The following is a 21,765-nucleotide window of genomic DNA, read 5'->3' on the forward strand; positions in this document are numbered from 1 at the left end:
ACCTCCTTAATAATTTTCCCAAGGCCAAGGTGATGATACCCAAGCAACTGGATTTTCAAAGTAAGCAGAACCAAAATTTCTTAATGGACCAAAGTTTTTCTCATAATCCATTATTAAATCATCAAGTCTTTTAGAAATTATTTTATAATCATTTCTTGCTTTTTTATTACTTGGAAAGTTATCCAGATATAGATTTAATTCTACAGCATAAAATTGATATTTTTTTATTTCATTTAATAAGTCATTTTCACACATAATAATACCCTCCCTAGCATTTTTTATCATGTTTACCATAAGGTCTATATAAATCTTTAAAGATAGTACCTAACTTTAATGAAGTTGTAGGATTTAGAAGGTTTTCATATTCTTGTAGAGCAATAAAAACTCTTGCATAATCATTTTTTTCACATTTGTTCATAGTAATTTCATCCTTTCAAAAAGTTTGTTTATTACATAATATGTTAGGGGCTGATGTTATGTTACTATGTTATTAAGGAAATATTATTAAAGTATTTGAATAAGGTATATATTTTCATGATGTATCAAATAAAAATTTTAAGTGTATTATGATAGTGAATAGTTTTTTTGGAGAGAAATATGCCTCAAAATGAATTTAATGGCTTTAATGATTTTATAAAAATCTTTAATGATTATATTGGCTCATTTAATTCGGAAACAAGTAATAAAAGTGATAATAGTAATTCTAAAGAAAGTGATGACGAATGTAATAATTGTAGATTTGGCAATTTTAATGCAAATGCTACTAAAAGTCAAAGAGAAGCATGTAGTGATATTCCGGGGGGATTTCAAGATATTCCACCACAACTTTTATTAGTAATTGGAGAGCTATTAGGAAATGTTATGGCAGGTAATTTGCCATTTAATATTCAAAATGTAGTTGGGAACTGGTTGCAATTGGTAGGGCAAGCAATTGAAGTTTTTAATGCTCAACAACAATATTATCAAGGTGGACCAGGAAGAATGTATAATCCTATTTATAGAAATGCAGCTAATCCTTTTTGTTCAAGTTCAAGTGATGAAAGTCAAACTAATGTAGCTTCAAATAAAAAATCTAGTAGTAATAGTTCTAAAAATAAAACACGATCTAATAATGATATATATCAATTAAAACAATCTATAGAATCATTAACTAAGCAAATTGAAGAATTACAAAAGCAAATTGATGATTTGAAAAAAAAATAAAAATGTAAAGGAAATAGTCAATATATATTCTTTACATTTTATTTTTTTCTTTAAATAATATATATTAAGGAATAGTTAAGTATTTATAAGGATAAGTTAATAAAGAATATTTTATTGTTTTATTAGAGGTGAGGAAAAATGCTTAATTATCTTGTTAGAAAATATAATTTAAATGTTACATCAATGATTAGAAATGGAACTGTTGCAGTAATAACGATGCTAGGAGTTGGGATACTATTTGGAAGTAAAAATGTAATGATAACATTTCCTATAGCGTTAACTTCTACTGTTATAGGAAGACAAAATTTTTATGTAAAACCTCTTAATAGAATAGTTAGAATATTAGCATTAGATTTAATTATAGTATTAATAGCTTTTATATCAGCATTAAATATATGGACAGGAATTGTAATTGATTTTGTTGCAATATTTTTGCTGGTTTATATTGTATCATCGCCATATGATTCAACTTTTTATAAACCATTTATAATGCTTTATGTTTTTACCCAGTATGCCAATGTTTCAATTTATGAATTACCTAATAGATTATTGGCTGTAGTTTTTGGAGCATTAGTTATTATGTTAGGAACACATATAAAAAGAAGTAGTGGCAAAGAAATAATGGGGAATAGTGTTAATTCCGCTTTTTTTAATATACAAAAACAAATTGAAAATATTATAGATCACAAATATGAGGAAGAGTTAACAGAAAATTGTTCTAAAATAATGATGGATTTAGTATATAAGGTGTATATAACACGATATAAAAAATATCTTACTACTAATTTAGGAACTATACAGTTTAAATTGTATTTAAACATAGAATATTTAAATATATATTTAAAAAATATATATGAACAGTATGAAGAAGAGAAAATATCTAAGGAACAAATGTTAGATTTTTTATCGTTAGTTGAATTAATAATAAAGTATTCTAAGAAAAAGTGTAAATTGGAAGATGTAACGTATAAAAGTAAATTTATAAGTGGAAAATATAAAAAAAGTTCATATTTAGTTAATGAAATATTGCTCATAGTAGCTTCTATAGTAGAGCAAATTAAAGAAGCTGAAGAAATAGACAGTGGGAAGGCAAATAGAATTTATAAAGAATGGGAAAGAACCTACTTAGATAAACCAAGGGTAGTATTTAAAGAATATTTTGTTCCATCTTCAATAAGATTTAAGTTTGCAATGAGAATGGCAATAACATTAACTTTTTCTATATTTATAGCTGAATTACTAGGGTATTATAAGATTATATGGGCTATTATAACCATAATGTCAATTATGCAACCTTATTATGAAGATACAATTTCAAAAACTAGGGAAAGAATAAAAGGAAATATTATAGCGATTTTATTTACAGGTATAGTAATACATTTATTTCATACACAATGGATAACTATTTTAATTTTAGTTATATCATTATATTTATTATATGGATTTAAAGAATATTATAAAATTTCATTATTTGCAGCTATGGCATCTATTTGTATTTCATCATTATCAGTAAGCTTAAATAAGTTATTAATATATAGAATTTTTTACGTAATAATAGGAGTAATAGTAGTTTTATTAGCTAATAAATATATTTTTCCTTATAGGTTAAAAGATGGAATAATGCAATTAGTAAAAAAAATATTAAGGTATGATCAATATTTGATTGATACTAGTAGGGAGTATTTAGGGAAAGGTGAAGGTGATAATTATATAAGAGACTTAATAATACATATTACTCTTTTAACTCAAAAATTATATCTTAGAAATTCACAGTATAGTGATGAGAGTATTTCTGAATTTATTGACAAGAATAATGAGTTTGTAGTTAAGATTGGATATAAGGTTTTAATGGTTTATAAGAAAAAATGTAATGAAAATATATTTAAATATTTAAGTGAATTATATGATGATTTTAATAATAGTATAAAGACATTAATAAAAAAGGTATAGATTAGAAATAGGGGGAACTAATCTATACCTTTTGTGAAGGGAATGATATTAACTAATTACAACACAACTATATTGGTTAATGTTGTTCTTTATGAATATGATTATATTATATGAATATGTCAACTTTATGGCAGTTATATGAAAATAAAATGATTATATAAATAACATAATTTTGAAAATGTTATTTTTTTAAATGTATAAGTTATATACATTAATGAGTATAATAATATAAATAAAAAATTGTAATTAAGAAGTGATATATATGAGAATTACTGTAATAAAAAAGGCTAGAATCAGAGTGGCTATAGTTATTTTGGTGATGATTTGTAGTATTATAAGTTTTTTTAAAATTAAAAATGATAGTAAAAGGTGGATAGATGCAGATGTTACAATTAAACTACCTTTTGAAATAGATATATTAAGTACAGGAAAATCAGATTTTATTTTAATAGAGAGTGAAGGAAAGTTTATTGTTATAGATTGTGGATTTTATGAAAATAGTGCAAAGATAGAAGAGTTTTTACATTTTAAAGGTGTTGAAGAGATAGAGTATTTAATTTTAACTCATAATGATAAAGATCATATTGGGGGAGCTCCTGTTGTTTTAGATAATTTTAAGATAAATAATTTAGTTCAGGCTGATTATGAAAAAAGTACAGTTCAATACAAAAATTATATTGAAGCTGTTGAGAGAAATAATCTACAACCTATATTGCTTCATAATAATATTGTGACCAATATAAATGGAGCCCAAATAACAATATATCCAGCACTTAAAGATAGTTATGAGAAATCTAATGATTATTGTATTATAGTTGGAATTGATTATGGAAAATATAGATTTTTATTTGCAGCAGATGCGGAAGATGAACGAATGAAAGAGTTTATAAAAGAGGATACTGGTACTTACACTTTTTTAAAAATGGCTCATCATGGAATATATAATGATGAAGCAGGGAATTTTTTAGAGTCAGTTTCACCAAGCTATGCAGCTATAACCTGCTCTTATCTTATGTATCCAAATAGAAAACTTATTTCTTTATTAGATAAATATAAAATAAAAACATTTTATACAAGTAGTGGAGATATAAGTATTAAAAGTGATGGGGAAAATATATATTTTATTCAAAAATAGTTTAATATATTAATAAAGGGCTGATAATAAATTAAAGTGAATTATCAGCTTTTATTAATTTGGCTAAAGAGGTTTTAGGTATTCTTAATATTATTTCTAAAGGTTAAATATTTTTGGAATATAGATGGATTTTGTTTAAAAAAATCATTAAAAATTTTAAAATCTTCAACTGTTTCTGATTTGATTACATGTTCCATTAATTCAGTTTCTGTAAGTACATCATTTCTTTGACTCAAGTTCTTTAAAAAAGTTTCGATTATATTATGCCTTTCATAAAGAAAAGCCCCAATTTCCTTACCTTTATCAGTCAATACTATTAATCCGTATCTTTGATATTTTATTAGAGATAAGCTTCCAAGTTTTTGCATCATCTTAGATGCTGATGAATCTTTAACATTTAACATTTGTGCAACTTGATTTAATCTTATATATGTATTTTTTAAACTACATCTATAAATCATCTCTAAATAGTCTTCCATGGAAGGAGTTAGTAACTTATTGGCTGCATTTATCATCTCATATCCTTTTACTGTATGAAAATCTTTACTTATAAGAATCACCTCTATAAAATTAATACAAATTTTTACATATAACGTGGCACATTGATATTTATGTGCATATGTTAGACTAGGGAAAGATTTTTTCATTGAACTTAAATAAAAAAATAGAAAACCAAAAAGGAGGTTATTAAAATGGAAAAACAATTAAATAATGTTATACCATTAAGTGAGTTACCCCTAGGATATAAGTGTAAAGTTAATTCTCTTATTGCATATGGCGCAATAAGAAGAAGGTTGTTGGATCTTGGATTGATAAATGGTACTGAGGTAATGGCACTTGAGCAAAGTCCATCAGGTGATCCAATAGCTTATTTTATACGTGGTGCTGTAATCGCATTGAGATCAGAAGATGCTTCGCAAATTTTAGTTGAAAAAATATAGTCTTATTTTAAGAGTATTTATAAAAAATAAATTAAATTACTATTTTAATAAAATTTTTTATTTGGAGGAATAAATATGGGGCTAACAAAACAGTCAACAGGAGCTCATGCTATGGATGAAAAGTTAAAGATAATTAAAGAATCCGAAGATGAAAAAATAGTAGCGCTTGGTGGCAATCCTAATGTTGGGAAAAGTACTGTATTTAATAATTTAACAGGTTTAAAACAACATACGGGAAATTGGCCAGGAAAGACAGTAACAAATGCCACAGGTAAATATAATCATAGGAATAAGGAGTTTATATTAGTTGATATTCCAGGTACCTATTCATTAATGGCAAATTCAGAGGAGGAAGAAGTTGCAAGAGATTTTATATGTTTTGGGAATCCGGATGTTACTGTAATTGTTGTAGATGCAACATGTCTTGAGAGAAATTTAAATTTAGTTCTTCAAACAATAGAAATAACTAATAAAGTTATAGTTTGTGTTAATCTTATGGATGAGGCTAAAAGAAAAGGTATAACAGTAGACTTAGTTAAGTTATCATTGCTACTAGGGATACCCACTATAGGCACTAGTGCTAATTTGGGACAAGGTTTAAGTGAATTGATGGATTCTATATATAATGTTGTATTTAATAAAGTTACTTCAAATCCAGTTAAAATTAACTATGATAAAAGAATTGAAAATGCCATTTCGATAATAGAAGGAAAACTTAACGAAATGATTAAAAGTAAAATTAATTCACGATGGCTTGCATTAAAATTACTAGAAAATGATACTTCGTTATTAGATTCTATAAGTAAATATTTGGGGTTTGATATAACTGAAGATAAAGAAGTTATTGAAGGGATTAGAAACGGAAGAGAATACTTAAACACTAATGGAATAAATTGTGAAGTACTTAGAGATGAGATAGTTTCAGTTATAGTTAGGAAATCAGAAAAGATTAGTAAGAGTGTAGTTTCTTTTAGAAAGGAAGAGTATAATGCTACAGATAGAAAAGTAGATAAGATTTTGACTTCAAAAAAGTTTGGTATACCGATAATGATATTACTTTTAGGTGTTATTTTTTGGTTAACAATAACTGGTGCAAATTATCCTTCTCAACTTTTATCTTATGGATTATTTTGGATACAGGATAGGTTAAGTGAATTTTTTGTCTGGATTGGAGCACCAGCTTGGGTTGAAGGAATTTTAGTTCAAGGTATGTATAAAACCTTAGCTTGGGTAGTTGCTGTTATGCTGCCACCAATGGCAATATTTTTTCCTTTATTTACATTGCTTGAGGATTTGGGATATCTTCCGAGAATAGCTTTTAATTTAGATAATTTCTTTAAAAAATCATGCGCTTGCGGAAAACAAGCACTTACTATGTGTATGGGGTTTGGATGTAATGCAGCAGGTATAATTGGGTGTAGAATAATAGATTCTCCAAGAGAAAGACTAATTGCAATTATTACAAATAATTTTGTGCCTTGTAATGGTAGATTTCCTACTCTTATAGCTATAATAACAATGTTTTTTGCTGGAATGTTTATAGGACCTTTTAAGTCAGTAATCTCAACTGTTTTATTAGTAGGGGTAATTCTTTTAGGAGTTTTCATGACTTTAATGATGTCAAAGGTTCTTTCTAAAACTATTCTTAAAGGAGTTCCATCTTCTTTTACATTAGAGTTACCACCTTATCGTAAGCCACAAATAGGAAAGGTTATAGTTAGGTCTATATTTGATAGAACGTTATTTGTTCTTGGTAGGGCTATAAGCGTTGCAGCACCTGCTGGAATAGTTATTTGGCTTATGGCTAATGTAACAGTTGGAGATATGAGCTTGTTAACACATTGTGCTAATTTCTTAAATCCTTTTGCACAAGCAATAGGATTAGATGGATATATATTAATGGCATTTATTTTAGGATTTCCAGCTAATGAAATAGTAGTACCGATAATAATTATGAGTTATATGGCTACAGGAAGTATGTTAGAGTTAGAAAGTTTTACTGAATTAAGATCTTTACTTGTGGATAATGGATGGACATGGCTTACTGCTGTATGTGTAATGTTATTTTCGCTTATGCATTGGCCTTGTAGTACGACTTGCTTAACTATAAGGAAAGAAACTCAAAGTTGGAAGTGGACAGCAGTATCATTTCTAGTTCCAACGGTAATGGGAGTTATTATTTGTTTTGTGTTTACAAGCGTTGTACGATTATTAGGATTGGCATAAGATAAAAGTCACATCAATTAACAGATTATATTATCTATTAGTTGGTGTGATTTTTAGATGTTATAAGAAAATATTCTATTATCTTAATATATCTCTTTGAAGCTAAATTTAAAAGTTACACCATATTTGGTATAATTAATGTATAAATTATTGTAAGAGGAGAGGGTCTATATGATTAAACATATTATTTTGTGGAATTTTCAAAAGGGGAAGGGTAGTGAAGAGGATAAACTAAAAATAAAAAATGGACTTGAAGAATTAAAAAATAAAATACCAGGGATTGTTGAAATTGAGGTTATCACTAACCCAATAGCAGGAAGTAATGCTGATATAATGTTAAATAGTATCTTTGAAAATGTAGATGCATTAAATAATTATCAAGTTCATGAAGAACATGTTAAAGTTGCAAGCTTTGTTAGAAGTGTTACATGTAATAGAATGTGTATGGATTATGAGGTATAGAATAAGACATACAAAGGAGAATTAAATGGATAGGCTATATATCGATAAAATAGTTAAGCAATACTTTGAAAATGAAAATTATTATGTGAAAAAAGGATCTAGTGGTATGAATAATACAACTAAATTCATAGTTATAGATAATGAAGAGTTTATTTTAAGAATATATGAAAGTCATAATGACAATGAAAAAGTTAATTATGAACATGCAGTTTTAAAAGCTTTAGATGAAAGAAGTTTAAGTTTTAATATACCTAAACCGAAAATAAATTTAAATGGTAGTACAATAGGGATAAGCTCTGATGGAAAATTAGTATCAATGGCAAAGATGATTAAGGGAAGGAATCCTAACTTAGAAACTGTTGAGCAATTTTATAGTTTAGGAAGGGTTGTTGGTGAAATAACAAGAGAACTAGGAGAGATTAATATTGAAAAAAATCCGATATATTCTCCATGTTATGAATTAGAAAAATCTTATCCTAAATGCCCATTAAATAAAGTCATAGAGTTTTGTATTAAGCCTCCTGAAGATTTTAATAAAGAAAAAAATGAGTTAGTTGAGTTAAGTAGCTATTTTATTAAATTTAAGGAATGTATTCCAGATTTAAGAAACTTGCCACATCAATTAATTCATGGTGATATTAATGCATCTAATGTTTTAGAAGATGAGAATAATAATATTTCTGCGATATTAGATTTTGAATTTGTTGCTAAAGATTTAAGAGCTATGGATTTAGCTATATGTTTATCAGAAGCTATTTCAAATAAAAATAGTGATGAGTTTAAGTTTAAGTGTATGAAAAGATTTATTGATGGATATAAGAAAAATATTAATTTGACAATAGATGAAATAAAAGCAGTACCAAAGCTTATTATGCTTAGAAGATTAGATGTAATTGTACATTTTCTTGTTAGATATAATGAGGGAATCAGTAATAGTTTTATGTCTGCAACAGAAATACTTAGGGAACAAATTATAAAAGCAGTTACTTTATGCAAGTGGGTAAGTGGAAATGAAAGTAAAATAATTAAATTATTTATATAAAAATAGAAAGTAAAAATTGGAGGGAATTTAGGTGAATGAGGTTATAAAAAATATTAAATCAAGAAGAAGTTGTAGGGCTTATAAAGATGTACAAGTAGAAACTGAAATTTTAAATGAAATCTTAGAATGTGCTTTATGTGGACCAAGTGGTATGAATAAACAAGGGTGTTATTATACAGCTATTCAAAATAAGGAGATTTTACAAGAATTAAATGATGCAGTAAAAGAAGTATTTAAGGAAAGAGGAGAAGCGAGAGGATCTAATGAAAATTATAATTTCTATTATAATGCACCTACTCTTATAATAGCTTCTGCAAAAAAAGATTATAAATATTTTTATACAGATGGGTCAGCAGGATTAGAAAATATATTTTTAGCAGCAACTTCTTTAGGGTTAGGGTCTTGTTGGATAAATCAATTAGGGGATACTTGTAATTCATCTTTAGTAAGAAAGGTACTTGATAGATGTCATATACCATCAGATTTTGATATAATTGGTTGTGCATCTATAGGATATTCAGCAAAACAAAGTATTGAGCCAAAAAGAGTTCCAGGAAGAAGCTTAATTGTTAGGTAGAGTTTAAACATTTCATAATTAAAAAATATATAATGATTTAGATTTAAATAAGATAATACATAAATTGGAGTGTAATATAATTTATGTATTATCTTATTTGCATTATACAACATTTAGACATGTATTAATAACAAATAATCATAGTTTTTATATCAGTATATAAGTATAATAATAGTATATTATGAAAACGTTATGTCAAGCAGAGAAGGATATATTAGGAGGATAATATGGGAATTATATTTAATAAAGAAAATAGACTATTTCATATTAAGTCAAAGAAAACAAGTTATGTAATGAGAGTTTTAGAAACTGGTCATTTAATTAATTTGTATTGGGGAAGGAAGATTAATTCTAATAAAATAGATTATGTAGTGAAGAAAAGACCTTGTGGAAGTTTTTTAGCTGACTTAGACAATATAGATGAACTTCATTTAGAGGTAATACCGCAAGAGTATCCAAGCTATGGAAATCCAGATTTACGTTCACCAGCAATTCAAATAAAATTGGCAAATGGAACAACTGTAACAGATTTTAGATATTATAGTCATGAAATATATAAAGGAAAGAAGGAGCTTCAAGGGTTACCAGCAACTTATGTTGAAAATGAAGATGAAGCAGAAACTTTAGAAATAACTTTAAAGGATGAATTAGCAGGGTTAAAGGTAGTATTATCATATACCGTATTCGAAAATTATGATGCTATAACAAGAAGTTGTAGAATTATAAATGATAGTAAAGAAGAAGTTGATGTGTTAAGAGCTTTAAGTGCAAATGTTGATTTTAGATATAGTGATTTTGATTTAATTCAATTATCAGGATCTTGGGCTAGAGAAAGACATATAATTAGAACTCCATTAAGAAATGGTGGACAATGTGTAGAAAGTAGAAGAGGGGCAAGTAGTCATGCTCAAAATCCATTTATAGCGTTAGTAAGTAAAGATACAACGGAAGATAAAGGTGAGGTTTATGGATTTAATTTAGTTTATAGTGGAAATTTCTTAGCAAATGTTGAAGTTGATATGCATAGTAATGCAAGAACTCAAATTGGTATAAATCCATTTGATTTTACTTGGAACTTAGAAGCAGGAGAAGAATTCCAAACACCAGAAGTTGTTATGGTATATTCACCTAATGGATTAACTGGCATGTCTCACATTTATCATGATTTATATAGAGAAAGACTGTGTAGGGGAACTCATAGAGATAAGGAAAGACCAATACTTATAAATAACTGGGAAGCAACATATTTTGATTTCAATGATGAAAAAATCAAGAATATCGCTAAAGAGTCTAGTAAGCTTGGAATAGAATTGTTTGTTTTAGATGATGGCTGGTTTGGTGAAAGAAATAATGATGATTGCTCACTTGGAGATTGGTTTGTAAATGAAGAAAAGCTTAAAGGTGGATTAAATTCATTAGTTAAAGATATAAATGAAATGGGAATGCAATTTGGGCTATGGTTTGAACCAGAAATGATTTCTCCAAAGAGCAAGTTATATGAAGAACATCCAGATTGGTGTATTCATATTGATGGAAGATTAAGATCAGAAGCAAGAAAGCAACTTATATTAGATTTATCTAGAGATGAAGTTTGTGATGCTGTAATTGAAATGCTTACGAATGTATTAAGATCAGCACCTATATCATATGTTAAATGGGATATGAATAGAAATATGACAGAGATAGGTTCAGCAGCATGGCCAGCTAAAAAACAAAAAGAAATTGCTCATAGATATATGTTAGGTTTATATAAAATATTAGAAAATATAACTACTAATTTTCCAAATATTTTATTTGAAAGCTGCTCAGGTGGAGGTGGAAGATTTGATGCTGGAATGTTATATTATATGCCTCAAACTTGGACAAGTGATGATACTGATGCTATAGAGAGATTAAAAATTCAAGAAGGAACTTCATTAGTATACCCAACTAGTACAATGGGAAGCCATGTTTCAGCAGTTCCTAATCATCAAGTTCATAGAATAACACCTCTTCATACAAGAGGAGTAGTGGCTATGGCAGGAAGTTTTGGATACGAACTGGATGTAACAAAAATGACAGATGAAGAAAAGCAAGAAGTAAAATCACAAGTTGAGTTCTATAAGAATATTAGAAAAACTATTCAATTTGGAGATTTATATAGATTAAAGAGTGCCTTTGATAGTAATGAAACTGCTTGGATGAATATATCTAAGGATGGAAATAATCTTGTAGTAAGTTATGTTAAGAAATATGCAGAAGCTAATGTATTACCAAAGAGTCTAAAGTTAAAGGCTTTAGATGAAAATTCATTATATGAAGTTAGTGAAACTGGAGAAGTTTTCGGTGGAGATGAGCTTATGTATATAGGACTTGATATTGGAGAGCTTAATGGTGATTATCAAGCAAAAAGCTGGGCTTTAAGAAAAATTCAAGAAAATTAGTAACTAAAGAAATAAATATAAATGCTAGTATAGCAAATTGATAAAGAATAAATTGCTATATTAGCATTTTATTTTCTATTCAGATAATAGAAATTTTTCTGTAGTTTCTTTTTTGGTACTTCTATACTCTTTAGGGCTTACTCCTTTAATCTTTTTAAAAGCTTTAGAAAAGGCTAAAGGGTCACTATATCCACAAGAATAAGCTATATTAGTTATTGGTAAATTGGTGTTATATAATAGTTCAGCAGCTTTAGTTATTCTAAATTTCATTAGAAATTTTTGAGGAGACATATTTAAGTTATTTTGAAAAATAGATGTTAAATAACTTCTATTTAAACAAATATAATTAGCAATATCGGTTACCTTAATAGAGTTATGATAATTATTTTGAATAAATTCAATAGCTTTGTTTATGTAATTGTTAGTATTTTCTTCTTTATTCATAGAAGAAATTTCTTTGCAATCTTCACATAGTTTAGAAAAAAACAAATATAATAATCCTTCTATTTTAAAAGCATCAGAATCAGACATTGTATGATGTTTTAGCATCTCTAATACATATTCTTTTAATGAATCATCTTTTTCATAAGTAAAAATTAAGTGATTTTCATTTAATCCAGCAGAGTTTAAATAAAGTTTTGCTTTATCCCCATCAATTCCAATCCAAAGATATGTCCAAGGGTTATCCTTATCAGCTTGATAAAATGTAACAACATTTGGTTCAATTAAAAATCCTTGATTTTTACTTACTGTATATTTTGTATCATTTACATAATAATACCCTTGTCCATCTAAAACATAATGAAGTAGATAGGTTGGTCTGACTGCTGGACCAAATGAATATAAGGGAGCACATTTTTCTAAGCCACAATAACAAAGATATAAGTCATTAAAATTTCTATTTGTATTTTCTAAAAAGTATACATCTAACATAAAGCCTCCTAAATATAACATCTAAACATATTTTGCTTATAATATTATATAAATTTTAAATTAAAAAAATATATAATGCAATATATCAAATGAAAGTAATATATTGTATTTAAAATAAGTTAATTACAGCATAGTTATTAAAAAAGCTCAATATTTTAAATAAAACTTTTAATGAAAATGTTTTAGTGTTTTTAGAAGATTGATAATTTATTAAATAACTTTTATATTAATATAGCTAGAAAATAATAAGTATAAGAAAGAAATAGGAAGCAAAGAGTTGATTATAATGTCAAATCTAACATTTAGACATGTTTTTGTTACATTAATCTATTTAGAAGTGATAGAAAAAGTTTTAAAATATAAATATGTAAACGATATAAAGTGTGAGGGGATAGAATAATGAGAAAGAAAAAATTGATAGCAACAATTTTAGTTGTAACTTCAATATTCACAATGATATTTACAGGATGCTCAAGCAATACTGCAACTAATAAGTCTAAAAAACAAATAGTATTTTTTAGTAATAAAATAGAAGCTGTGGATACTTATAATAAACTTGTAGAGAAATTTGAAGCTGAAAATCCAGATATAGATGTTGTTGTTACTGCACCTCCGGATGCAACAACAGTATTAAAAACTAGATTAGTAAAAGGGGATGTCCCAGACATTATATCATTATCTGCAGATAGAAGTTTTGCAGACTTTGTAGATGCAAACATATTAGAAGATTTAAGTGGAAAAATAGATTTTAGTGTTATTGATCCAGTTTATAATCAGATGTTAAAGGATTTAGAGATTGAAAGTGTAGATGGTGTTTATGGAGTACCTTATGCATTAAATGCAAGTGGAGTTATATATAACAAGGATATTTTTGAAGACTTAGGATTATTAATTCCTAAAACATGGGATGAATTTTTAGAATTAGCACAAACTGTTCAAGATAATGGCATAACACCTTTTTATTTTACTTTAAAAGATAGTTGGACTTCACTTCCAGCATGGAATAATATATCAGGAACATTGGCTGATGCTGATTGTTTTAAAAGAGTTAACAATAATGAAACAACATTTAATGAGGTTTATTCGGAAACAGCAGATAAAATACTTCAATTAATGGATTATGGTCATTCAGATAACTTTGGTGTTGGGTATAATGATGGTAATACAGCATTTGCTCAAGGTAAAGCTGCAATGTATATTATAGGAAATTATGCAATACCATCAATTTTAACTGTAAATCCAGATATAAATTTAGGAATGTTTACTATGCCTGCATCTAACAATGAAGATGAAAATAAATTAGTTTCTGGAGTAGATGTATATTTTGCCATTCCTAAAGATTCTAAGAATAAAGAAGAAAGTATAAGATTTATAAACTTCTTATTAGAAGAAGAAAATGCTAAAACTTATATAGATGAACAAAGTGCATTTTCAGCAGTTAAGGGTGTAAAACAAGAAGATTCAAAATTTGAAGCTTTTGATGAGTTCTTTGAAAATTCAAGAGTTGTAGATTTCCAAGATCATTTTTATCCAGCAGAATTACCAGCATCTGATATGATACAAACATATCTTTTAGATGGAGATAAAGAAAAGTTTTTAAATAACTTCCAAAAGGAATGGTTAAAGGCTAATAGACAGTATATTAAAGAATAGTATGGAAGGGTGATTAGAAATGAAGAAAAGAGATATGTTTTTCTTAGGAACAGTAATACCAATGATAATTGTATTTTTCTTGTTCCACACATTCCCATTATTAAAAGGGGTAATGTATAGTTTCACAAATTTTAGAGGATTTGGAGATTTTGATTTTGTTGGATTAATGAACTTTAAGGATTTATTTACGGATTCAAGAGTATTAAATTCATATATGTTTACTTTTAAATTTGCTATAGTTACAACAATAATAGTAAATATAATAAGTTTAGCATTAGCATTAGCTTTAAATTCAAAGATAAAGTTCAAAACTACTTTAAGGGGATTATATTTCTTACCGAATATTTTAGGTGGACTAATTGTAGGATATATATTTAATTATATTTTTACATTTATAATTCCTAAACTAGGAGAGGTTATGGGAAGTGAAGTTCTTAGTAAGAGTATACTTGGAAGTACAAGTTTAGCATGGGTAGGTGTAGTAATTGTAGTTGCATGGCAATCAATAGCTTTTAATACTATAATTTATATTTCAGGACTTCAAACTATTCCGGATGATGTTTATGAAGCAAGTGGAATTGATGGTGCTGGTAAATGGCTTCAATTTAGAAAGATTACATTCCCGTTAATTGCACCATTCTTTACAATAAATATGGTTTTATGTATGAAAAACTTCTTAATGGTATTTGATCAAATTATGTCATTAACAGGTGGTGGACCTGCACAGTCAACAGAATCAATTTCTATGTTTATATATAAGGCTGGATTTGGTGGAAGTCAATTTGGATATCAATCAGCAAATTCAGTAGTATATTTTATAGTTATTGTAGCTATATCATTATTCCAAATTAAGATATTAGAAAAAAGGGAGGTTCAACTATAATGGCAGAATTAAGTTTAAAATCTGGTAATGCAACAAAAATAAAGAGAAAATCTTTTATAAAAAAGGATTATGGAAAAATTAATTGGCCAATTACAATATTACTTATTGTTTGTTCATTAACAATATTATTTCCACTTTATATAACTATTGTTATTGCATTTAAACAACCATCAGAAATGATGGGGAATGTTTTGTCATTACCTAAGACATGGAGCTTTAGTAATTTTGGACAAGCAATTGAGATGACTAATTTCTTTCATACAATAATGAATAGTTTAATTATAACAGCAGGTGCTGTAATAGTAACTATAGTTACTAATTCATTAGTTGCATATGCTATTGCAAGAAACATGCATAAGAAGTTTTATAAATTTGTATACTTCTACTTTGTAAGTGCAATGTTTGTACCTTTTTCAATGTTAATGTTACCTTTAGTTAAACAAGTAAGTTTCTTCAATTTAGATAATAAAATTGGTATGATAATTCTTTATATTGTATTTGGGATATCTATGAATACCTTGCTTTATGTTGGTTATTTAAAAAATATTCCACTTGAGTTAGAAGAAGCAGCATATGTTGATGGTGCTAAACAATGGACTGTTTTCTGGAAAATTATATTCCCATTATTAAAACCAATGCATGCAACTGTGGGAATTATGACAGCTCTTTGGGCTTGGAATGATGTAATGATGCCACTTGTAATATTAAGTGATCAAAGTGCAGCAACTTTACCATTAGCTCAATATATATTCCAATCTAAGTTTGGGACAAATTATAATGTAGCATTTGCATCATATCTTTTAGCATTATTACCACTATTAGTATTCTATTTATTCGCTCAAAAGTGGATTATAAATGGGGTAACTAAGGGTGCAATAAAGTAAATTTTAAAATGAAACCTTTGTTAGAAAATATATTTATTGAATTTAAGTATATTGGATAATAAAGGTTTATTTTATTATAAATTTGATAAAAGTCTATGAATTAATATATACTGTAATAAAATTATAAATACATAATATTTAGTTAAAAATAATTTATAAAGAAATATAGTGTAGGAAACTAAACCGTATTTATAGTAAATTTAAATAATACTTTCATAGAGAAAAATAACGAAGAGTACAGAATAAATAGTTGTAATAAAAGTAGTTAAGATAGTAAACACTATGGTTAGAAAAGAAATAGCTATAGGAGTGAAGAATGAGTATGGAAGTAGTAAAGGTAAAAACTGATGAAGGTAAAGAAAGATATTATCTTGCAGATAGTGACGGATTACCTATTGAAGCAGTATTGAAATTTATTAGATTTAAAGATAATACAAACTACTCAAGAAATACTTTAAGAATGTACTGTCAACATTTAAAGTTATACTTTGAATATTTGGAACAACGAGAAATTAATTTTCAAGATGTTACAATAGATGATTTAGCTTTATTTGTTAATTGGTTACAAAATCCTTATAAGAGTTTAAAAGTTATACCAGTACGACCTACTGATACAGCAAGAAGTCCACGAACAGTAAATATTGTTATAAATACTGTGTTAACTTTCTATGATTATATTTTAAGACATGAGGAATATAACAATAATATATCAGATAGGCTTAAAAATTTTGTATCTACTCCAAGTAGAAACTTTAAAGGTTTTTTATATGGAATAGCACATGAGAAAAAGAAAGTAACAAGTAATATATTAAAACTGAAAGTTCCTAAATCTAAGCCAAAGACATTATCTAAAGAAGAAATAGGAACGCTTATAAGAGCCTGTAATAACCTTAGGGATAAGTTTCTATTAACATTATTATATGAAACTGGTATGAGAATAGGCGAAGGCTTATCTTTATGGATAGAGGACTTCGATATAAGTGATATGGTTATAGATTTACAAGACCGAGGTGAACTTGAAAATAATGCTGAAATAAAAACAGTATCAAGTCCAAGAAGAATAGATATATCTCAAAATTTAGCAGATATGTTTATGGAATATATAGCAGAATATCACACAGAAGAAGTTGAAACTAACCATATATTTATCAAACTTAGTGGAAGTAATAGATATAAACCTATGAATTATACTGACGTAGATAATTTATTTAGAACGTTAAAAAAAGTAACAGGTATATACGCTACTCCACATATGTTTAGACACAGTTCTTTGACATTATTAAGAATGGCTGGATGGCAACCTGAACTATTAAGAATAAGAGCAGGACATAAAAATATTTATACTACTTTAAACACTTATATACACCCTTCTGATGAAGAAATAACCGAAGAGTTCAATAGAACTCGACCTAATTTAGATTTGGATATTTATAACGAAGGGGATGAATAAAGTGAAAAATTTACAAGAGATAAAGAGTAATCAACAAAGTAAATATGATGAAATAATAGAATATCTTAGCCAAGATAATGGGTATTGGTTAAATAATGATAAGTGGGATGTTACGAAAGATTTCTTTATTGGGAAAGTAATAAGAAATATTAGATATATAAATTTTTCAAATATAAGTAATGAAGTGGTAAAAAATGAATTAAAGTTCTATTTTATTTATAGTTTTAAAAATAATTTACTTAAAAGTTCTTATATAGCTTGTTTATCTTCATCATTGAAACATTTCAATAGTTTCTTAAATAAGAATTATTCAAAATATAAAAGTTTTAATGATGTAGATACAAATAATTTTAAATTTAAGTTTAAAGATTACCTTGTAGAAGTAGGATTTAAGATATCAGACAAAGGCAAAATCAACGCTTATGAAATGAATAATATCATATATGTTTTAGATTTTATCAAAGATTTCTACGATGATAGAGAAGAAACTGAAAAAGATATATGGTATTCAAAGAACATTGTAGGTGCTAAAATTCCTGCAAGTGGAGCGGTTACAGGAACGTACAATTCTATTAACTTTACTAAAATACCAGCCTATTATAGAGGAACTGTAAAAAGATATTTTAAAACAATTATAACTAAAAAAAGTTGGAATCATTGTTTTCAAATATTAAATAATTTGAATTATTTCTTTGAAAAATTTTATTCAAATGGATATACAGATGGGTTTATAGAAAGCCTATCAAGACAAGATATAGAAAACTATATATATTGGGTTAATAATGATTATAAAGATAAAAATGCTACTTATAAAAGTAAGTTTATATCTTATATCAGAACGTTTTTGGAATATATTCAAATAGCTCAATATGACAAAGCTCCTCAAAAAGAAGTATCATTTATTATATTTCAAGATGATATTCCTAAAAGAGAACTAAATAAAGATGAAGTAAAAAAGGCAAAGTTTGTTCCAGAGCCTATCTTAAAGCAATTAGATAGTAATATTATGGATTTAGATAGACCACAGTTTATACCTATTTATATTTTACTTCGTGAAACGGGTTGGCGTGGAACTGATATATTAAATCTTAGATATGATAATTGTTTAGAACAAATATGGAATAACAAAGAAGAAAAATATAACTACTATCTTTGCGGAGAAATAACTAAAACGGGTATAGCACAACTTAAAATTCCTATAAGAGATAAAGTTGCGGAAATGGTTCAAAAATCTATTGATAAAGCAAAAGAATTAAGCACAGAAGAAAATAATCCTAAGAAGTATTTGTTTAACACTTATGAAGGTAAATTAAAAGGAAAACCGTTAGCGAAGCAAACTTTACTAAATACAATTAAAAGGTTAATTGTTCAAAAAGATATTAGAGATGCTAATGGTGAATTATATCATTTCAGACTTCATTCTCTAAGACATACAAGAGCTAAAGAGTATGTAGAGCAAGGTATGGGAATAAGTGTTATACAACAGATTTTAGGACATCAAAGTTTACAAATGACAGTTCATTATGCTACTGTTTCGGAAAATGTATTATATGAAAAATGGAAGAATACAGAGGATTTAGAACTGTTTAAAGTTGACACTACGAATAATGAACTTATAGAAGTAGATACATCTTCTACTGAAGGTGAAAATCTTATTAGATATGAATATGTTAAAAAGAATTTAGATGCAGTAAGAGTGCCTTTTGGAGTATGCTTTAAAGCCTCTAAATTGCCTTGTAAGCAACAGATGAACCATTGCCTAACTTGTGCAAGTTTCTGTACTACGATTGAAAATATACCTGAATATGAAGAAGAAATTGAAAAGGTTAAGCAACAAATTGAAATAAGTAATAGATGTGGTAGAGAACTTTGGGCTGAAAAGAATAGTCAATATTTACGTGTATTGGAAGAAACCCTACAAAAGATAAAGGAACAAAAGTTAGTTCATAAAAACGGTAAGTCAAGAGAGGATTCATGATGCCTGGAAGCACTAAAGGATTAAGAGAGTATGCAAAACAGAAAAGTAAAATAACTTTAGAAAAAGTTGATAAAGCTATTAGAGAACTTTCGTTATCGGAACAAAAAATTAACTTTAATAGTGTTTCTCAGTTAAGTGGAGTATCTAAAACTTATCTTTATAACAATGAAGAAGTTAAAAATAGAATCGAGGAGCTTCGTCAGAAGCAACTAAGTAAAACTATGAACAAAAGAGCTAAGTATGATAAAACTTCTAAATCAAAGGATATTATTATATTAGCTAAAGATAAAAAAATAAAAGAATTAGAACAAGAAAATAAAAAGCTCAAAGAACAATTAGAAGTTCTTAGAGGTAAATTGTATGAAAAAATGTAGACTACATTGTTTATATGTAGTCTACGTATAAAATAAGTAAATTACGTCTGTGTACAAGCATGTACACGAGATATACAAAGGAGATGAATAAAGTGTTTAAATTTTTAACTGTGTTAATACATATTATAAACTTATTAACCATAGTTTATATGATATTTAAGGAAAGACGTTCTCCTAATAATATTATAGCTTGGACATTAATTTTATACATAGCACCTTTTATAGGATTTATAGTATTTTTACTTGTTGGAAGAAAAATGAATAAATCAAATATGTTTGGAATTAAAAATGCAGAAGCAAAAGTTCTAGAGAAATATAATAGACAAGTAAAAGAAAGAAGCCAAATACCAGTAGAAAATATTGATATGATAATGGCTTTAGAAACTATAGATTATTCACCATATAGAAATGATAATGAAGTTTGCATGTATTCAGATGGAAAAGAATTTTTTGATGAATTACTTAAAAGTCTTAATAAAGCTAAAAAAAGCATAAATATAGAGTTTTATATATTTAAAAATGATGAAATAGGAACAAAGATATTAGATATATTAGAAGAAAAAGCTAAAAATGGAGTTGAAGTCAGATTATTATATGATTCTGTTGGAAGTAGATTGTTGAACAGAGATGTATTAAAGAAATTAAAAGCGGTTGGTGGAAAAACTGGGGAGTTCTTTCCGTCTTGGTTAAAGTTTATTAATCTTAACATGAACTTTAGAAATCATAGAAAAATAGTTGTTATAGATAATAAAGTTGGATTTATTGGTGGATTCAATGTTGGAGATGAATATTTAGGAAATAGTGAAAAGTTTGGATATTGGAGAGATACTCATATTAAGTTTAAGGGAAGTGCAGTAAAAGATTTAAACTTAAGATTTTTAGCCGATTGGAGATATGCAACCAAAGAAGAAGTAGATTTAAGTTATGTATTGGAAGTTAGTGATGAAAATATTGGAGAACCTAATACAGGAATGCAAATAGTATCAAGCGGGCCGAATTTAAGTGATAGATATGAAATTAAGTTAGCATATCTAAAAATGATTCAAAGAGCTAAAGAATATTTATATATTCAATCACCTTATTTAATTATTGATAAAAGCATAGCAGATAGTTTAAAATTAGCTTCAGCATCAGGAGTTGATGTAAGAATAATGATACCAGGAAAGGGCGATCATCCCTTTGTATATTGGGCAAATTTAGTTTATGCTGGAGAATTATTAGAATACGGAATTAAAATATATCATTACGATAAAAACGCTTTTCTTCATGCTAAGACTATAGTTATCGATGATGAAATTTGTTCAATAGGAACGGCTAATATGGATACTAGAAGCTTTGAATTAAACTTTGAAGTTAATGCTTTTATTTATTCAGAAGCTATATCAAAACAGCAAAAGAATGAATTCGAAAAAGATATATCAAAATGTGAAGAATTAACATTAGAAAAATATCAAAATAGAAGTAGAGTAGTAAAGATCAAAGAATCACTATCTAGACTATTCTCCGACATATTATAACTAAATTGTTCGTTAGAGCTTGAATGCCGTGATGCCGAAAAAATTGATTATATAATCTCCAGGAAGGAATATAATTTCACTAAGAATTTATATTATTATTTCCATAAAATCTACTAAAGCTTCGAAGCTCCTAA

General features: G+C 27.1%; 20 protein-coding genes. 16 read left to right on the forward strand and 4 right to left on the reverse strand.

What is annotated here, in order from left to right:
- Positions 1-6 precede the first annotated feature (6 nt).
- Positions 7-255 (reverse strand): spore coat protein CotJB, encoded by a 249-nt coding sequence (locus tag Q0Y03_RS09420; RefSeq protein WP_297713574.1) that lies wholly within the window; start codon positions 253-255, stop codon positions 7-9.
- Between the two features lie 13 nt (positions 256-268).
- Positions 269-418, reverse strand: coding sequence for a spore coat associated protein CotJA (locus tag Q0Y03_RS09425; RefSeq protein ID WP_297713575.1), 150 nt, complete (start codon positions 416-418; stop codon positions 269-271).
- 179 nt (positions 419-597) lie between these two features.
- Here Q0Y03_RS09425 and Q0Y03_RS09430 point away from each other — a divergent pair, with 179 nt between their 5' ends.
- The 3 genes from Q0Y03_RS09430 (at position 598) to Q0Y03_RS09440 (ending at position 4,288) form a co-directional block, all read left to right on the forward strand.
- The gene (locus tag Q0Y03_RS09430; RefSeq protein ID WP_297713576.1) at positions 598-1,203 is read left to right on the forward strand and encodes a hypothetical protein; all 606 of its coding nucleotides are present in this window, start codon (positions 598-600) and stop codon (positions 1,201-1,203) included.
- 138 nt (positions 1,204-1,341) lie between these two features.
- Positions 1,342-3,153 carry an FUSC family protein gene (locus Q0Y03_RS09435; protein WP_297713577.1) on the forward strand — a complete coding sequence of 604 codons (1,812 nt, stop codon included), beginning with the start codon at positions 1,342-1,344 and terminating at the stop codon, positions 3,151-3,153.
- Between the two features lie 262 nt (positions 3,154-3,415).
- Positions 3,416-4,288, forward strand: coding sequence for an MBL fold metallo-hydrolase (locus Q0Y03_RS09440; protein WP_297713578.1), 873 nt, complete (start codon positions 3,416-3,418; stop codon positions 4,286-4,288).
- Between the two features lie 74 nt (positions 4,289-4,362).
- On the opposite strand, the gene Q0Y03_RS09445 is transcribed toward Q0Y03_RS09440, so the two are convergent.
- The gene (locus Q0Y03_RS09445) at positions 4,363-4,839 is read right to left on the reverse strand and encodes a metal-dependent transcriptional regulator (protein ID WP_297713590.1); all 477 of its coding nucleotides are present in this window, start codon (positions 4,837-4,839) and stop codon (positions 4,363-4,365) included.
- Between the two features lie 141 nt (positions 4,840-4,980).
- On the opposite strand from Q0Y03_RS09445, the gene Q0Y03_RS09450 reads away from it, so the two are divergent.
- From Q0Y03_RS09450 to Q0Y03_RS09475, 6 genes are all read left to right on the forward strand, one after another.
- On the forward strand, positions 4,981-5,229 hold the full coding sequence (locus tag Q0Y03_RS09450; protein WP_291679776.1) for a FeoA family protein: 249 nt from the start codon (positions 4,981-4,983) through the stop codon (positions 5,227-5,229).
- 75 nt (positions 5,230-5,304) lie between these two features.
- A complete protein-coding gene (gene feoB, locus Q0Y03_RS09455) occupies positions 5,305-7,455 on the forward strand; it encodes a ferrous iron transport protein B (protein ID WP_297713579.1) in 2,151 nt (716 codons plus the stop codon).
- A 171-nt stretch (positions 7,456-7,626) separates the two neighbouring features.
- Positions 7,627-7,917, forward strand: a complete 291-nt coding sequence (locus tag Q0Y03_RS09460) for a Dabb family protein (RefSeq protein WP_297713580.1) — start codon at positions 7,627-7,629, stop codon at positions 7,915-7,917.
- Between the two features lie 25 nt (positions 7,918-7,942).
- Positions 7,943-8,959: a phosphotransferase gene (locus Q0Y03_RS09465; RefSeq protein WP_297713581.1), complete on the forward strand. Its 1,017-nt coding sequence runs from the start codon at positions 7,943-7,945 to the stop codon at positions 8,957-8,959.
- Between the two features lie 31 nt (positions 8,960-8,990).
- Entirely contained in the window at positions 8,991-9,536 is a 546-nt protein-coding gene (locus Q0Y03_RS09470) for a nitroreductase family protein (RefSeq protein ID WP_297713582.1), read from the forward strand.
- A gap of 227 nt (positions 9,537-9,763) precedes the next feature.
- Positions 9,764-11,959 carry an alpha-galactosidase gene (locus tag Q0Y03_RS09475; RefSeq protein WP_297713583.1) on the forward strand — a complete coding sequence of 732 codons (2,196 nt, stop codon included), beginning with the start codon at positions 9,764-9,766 and terminating at the stop codon, positions 11,957-11,959.
- A gap of 75 nt (positions 11,960-12,034) precedes the next feature.
- Here the strand turns inward: Q0Y03_RS09475 and Q0Y03_RS09480 are convergent, their stop codons facing one another.
- Positions 12,035-12,892, reverse strand: a complete 858-nt coding sequence (locus Q0Y03_RS09480) for an AraC family transcriptional regulator (RefSeq protein WP_297713584.1) — start codon at positions 12,890-12,892, stop codon at positions 12,035-12,037.
- Positions 12,893-13,291: 399 nt separating this feature from the next.
- On the opposite strand from Q0Y03_RS09480, the gene Q0Y03_RS09485 reads away from it, so the two are divergent.
- The 7 genes from Q0Y03_RS09485 (at position 13,292) to cls (ending at position 21,631) form a co-directional block, all read left to right on the forward strand.
- The gene (locus tag Q0Y03_RS09485) at positions 13,292-14,545 is read left to right on the forward strand and encodes an extracellular solute-binding protein (RefSeq protein ID WP_297713585.1); all 1,254 of its coding nucleotides are present in this window, start codon (positions 13,292-13,294) and stop codon (positions 14,543-14,545) included.
- 19 nt (positions 14,546-14,564) lie between these two features.
- A complete protein-coding gene (locus tag Q0Y03_RS09490) occupies positions 14,565-15,428 on the forward strand; it encodes a sugar ABC transporter permease (RefSeq protein ID WP_297713586.1) in 864 nt (287 codons plus the stop codon).
- Positions 15,428-16,312, forward strand: a complete 885-nt coding sequence (locus tag Q0Y03_RS09495; protein ID WP_297713587.1) for a carbohydrate ABC transporter permease — start codon at positions 15,428-15,430, stop codon at positions 16,310-16,312. The genes Q0Y03_RS09490 and Q0Y03_RS09495 overlap by 1 nt, the downstream gene beginning before the upstream one ends.
- A 322-nt stretch (positions 16,313-16,634) precedes the next feature.
- Complete coding sequence (locus tag Q0Y03_RS09500; RefSeq protein WP_133017095.1) at positions 16,635-17,762, forward strand: tyrosine-type recombinase/integrase; 1,128 nt, start codon at positions 16,635-16,637, stop codon at positions 17,760-17,762.
- Positions 17,755-19,740, forward strand: coding sequence for a tyrosine-type recombinase/integrase (locus tag Q0Y03_RS09505; RefSeq protein WP_133017093.1), 1,986 nt, complete (start codon positions 17,755-17,757; stop codon positions 19,738-19,740). Before Q0Y03_RS09500 ends, Q0Y03_RS09505 begins: the two co-directional genes overlap by 8 nt.
- Positions 19,740-20,114, forward strand: a complete 375-nt coding sequence (locus Q0Y03_RS09510; protein ID WP_133017094.1) for a DUF6262 family protein — start codon at positions 19,740-19,742, stop codon at positions 20,112-20,114. The genes Q0Y03_RS09505 and Q0Y03_RS09510 overlap by 1 nt, the downstream gene beginning before the upstream one ends.
- 83 nt (positions 20,115-20,197) lie before the next feature.
- A complete protein-coding gene (gene cls / locus Q0Y03_RS09515; RefSeq protein WP_297713589.1) occupies positions 20,198-21,631 on the forward strand; it encodes a cardiolipin synthase in 1,434 nt (477 codons plus the stop codon).
- Positions 21,632-21,765 lie beyond the last annotated feature (134 nt).

Source organism: Clostridium sp., from assembly GCF_026168755.1.
Lineage (GTDB): Bacteria > Bacillota > Clostridia > Clostridiales > Clostridiaceae > Clostridium.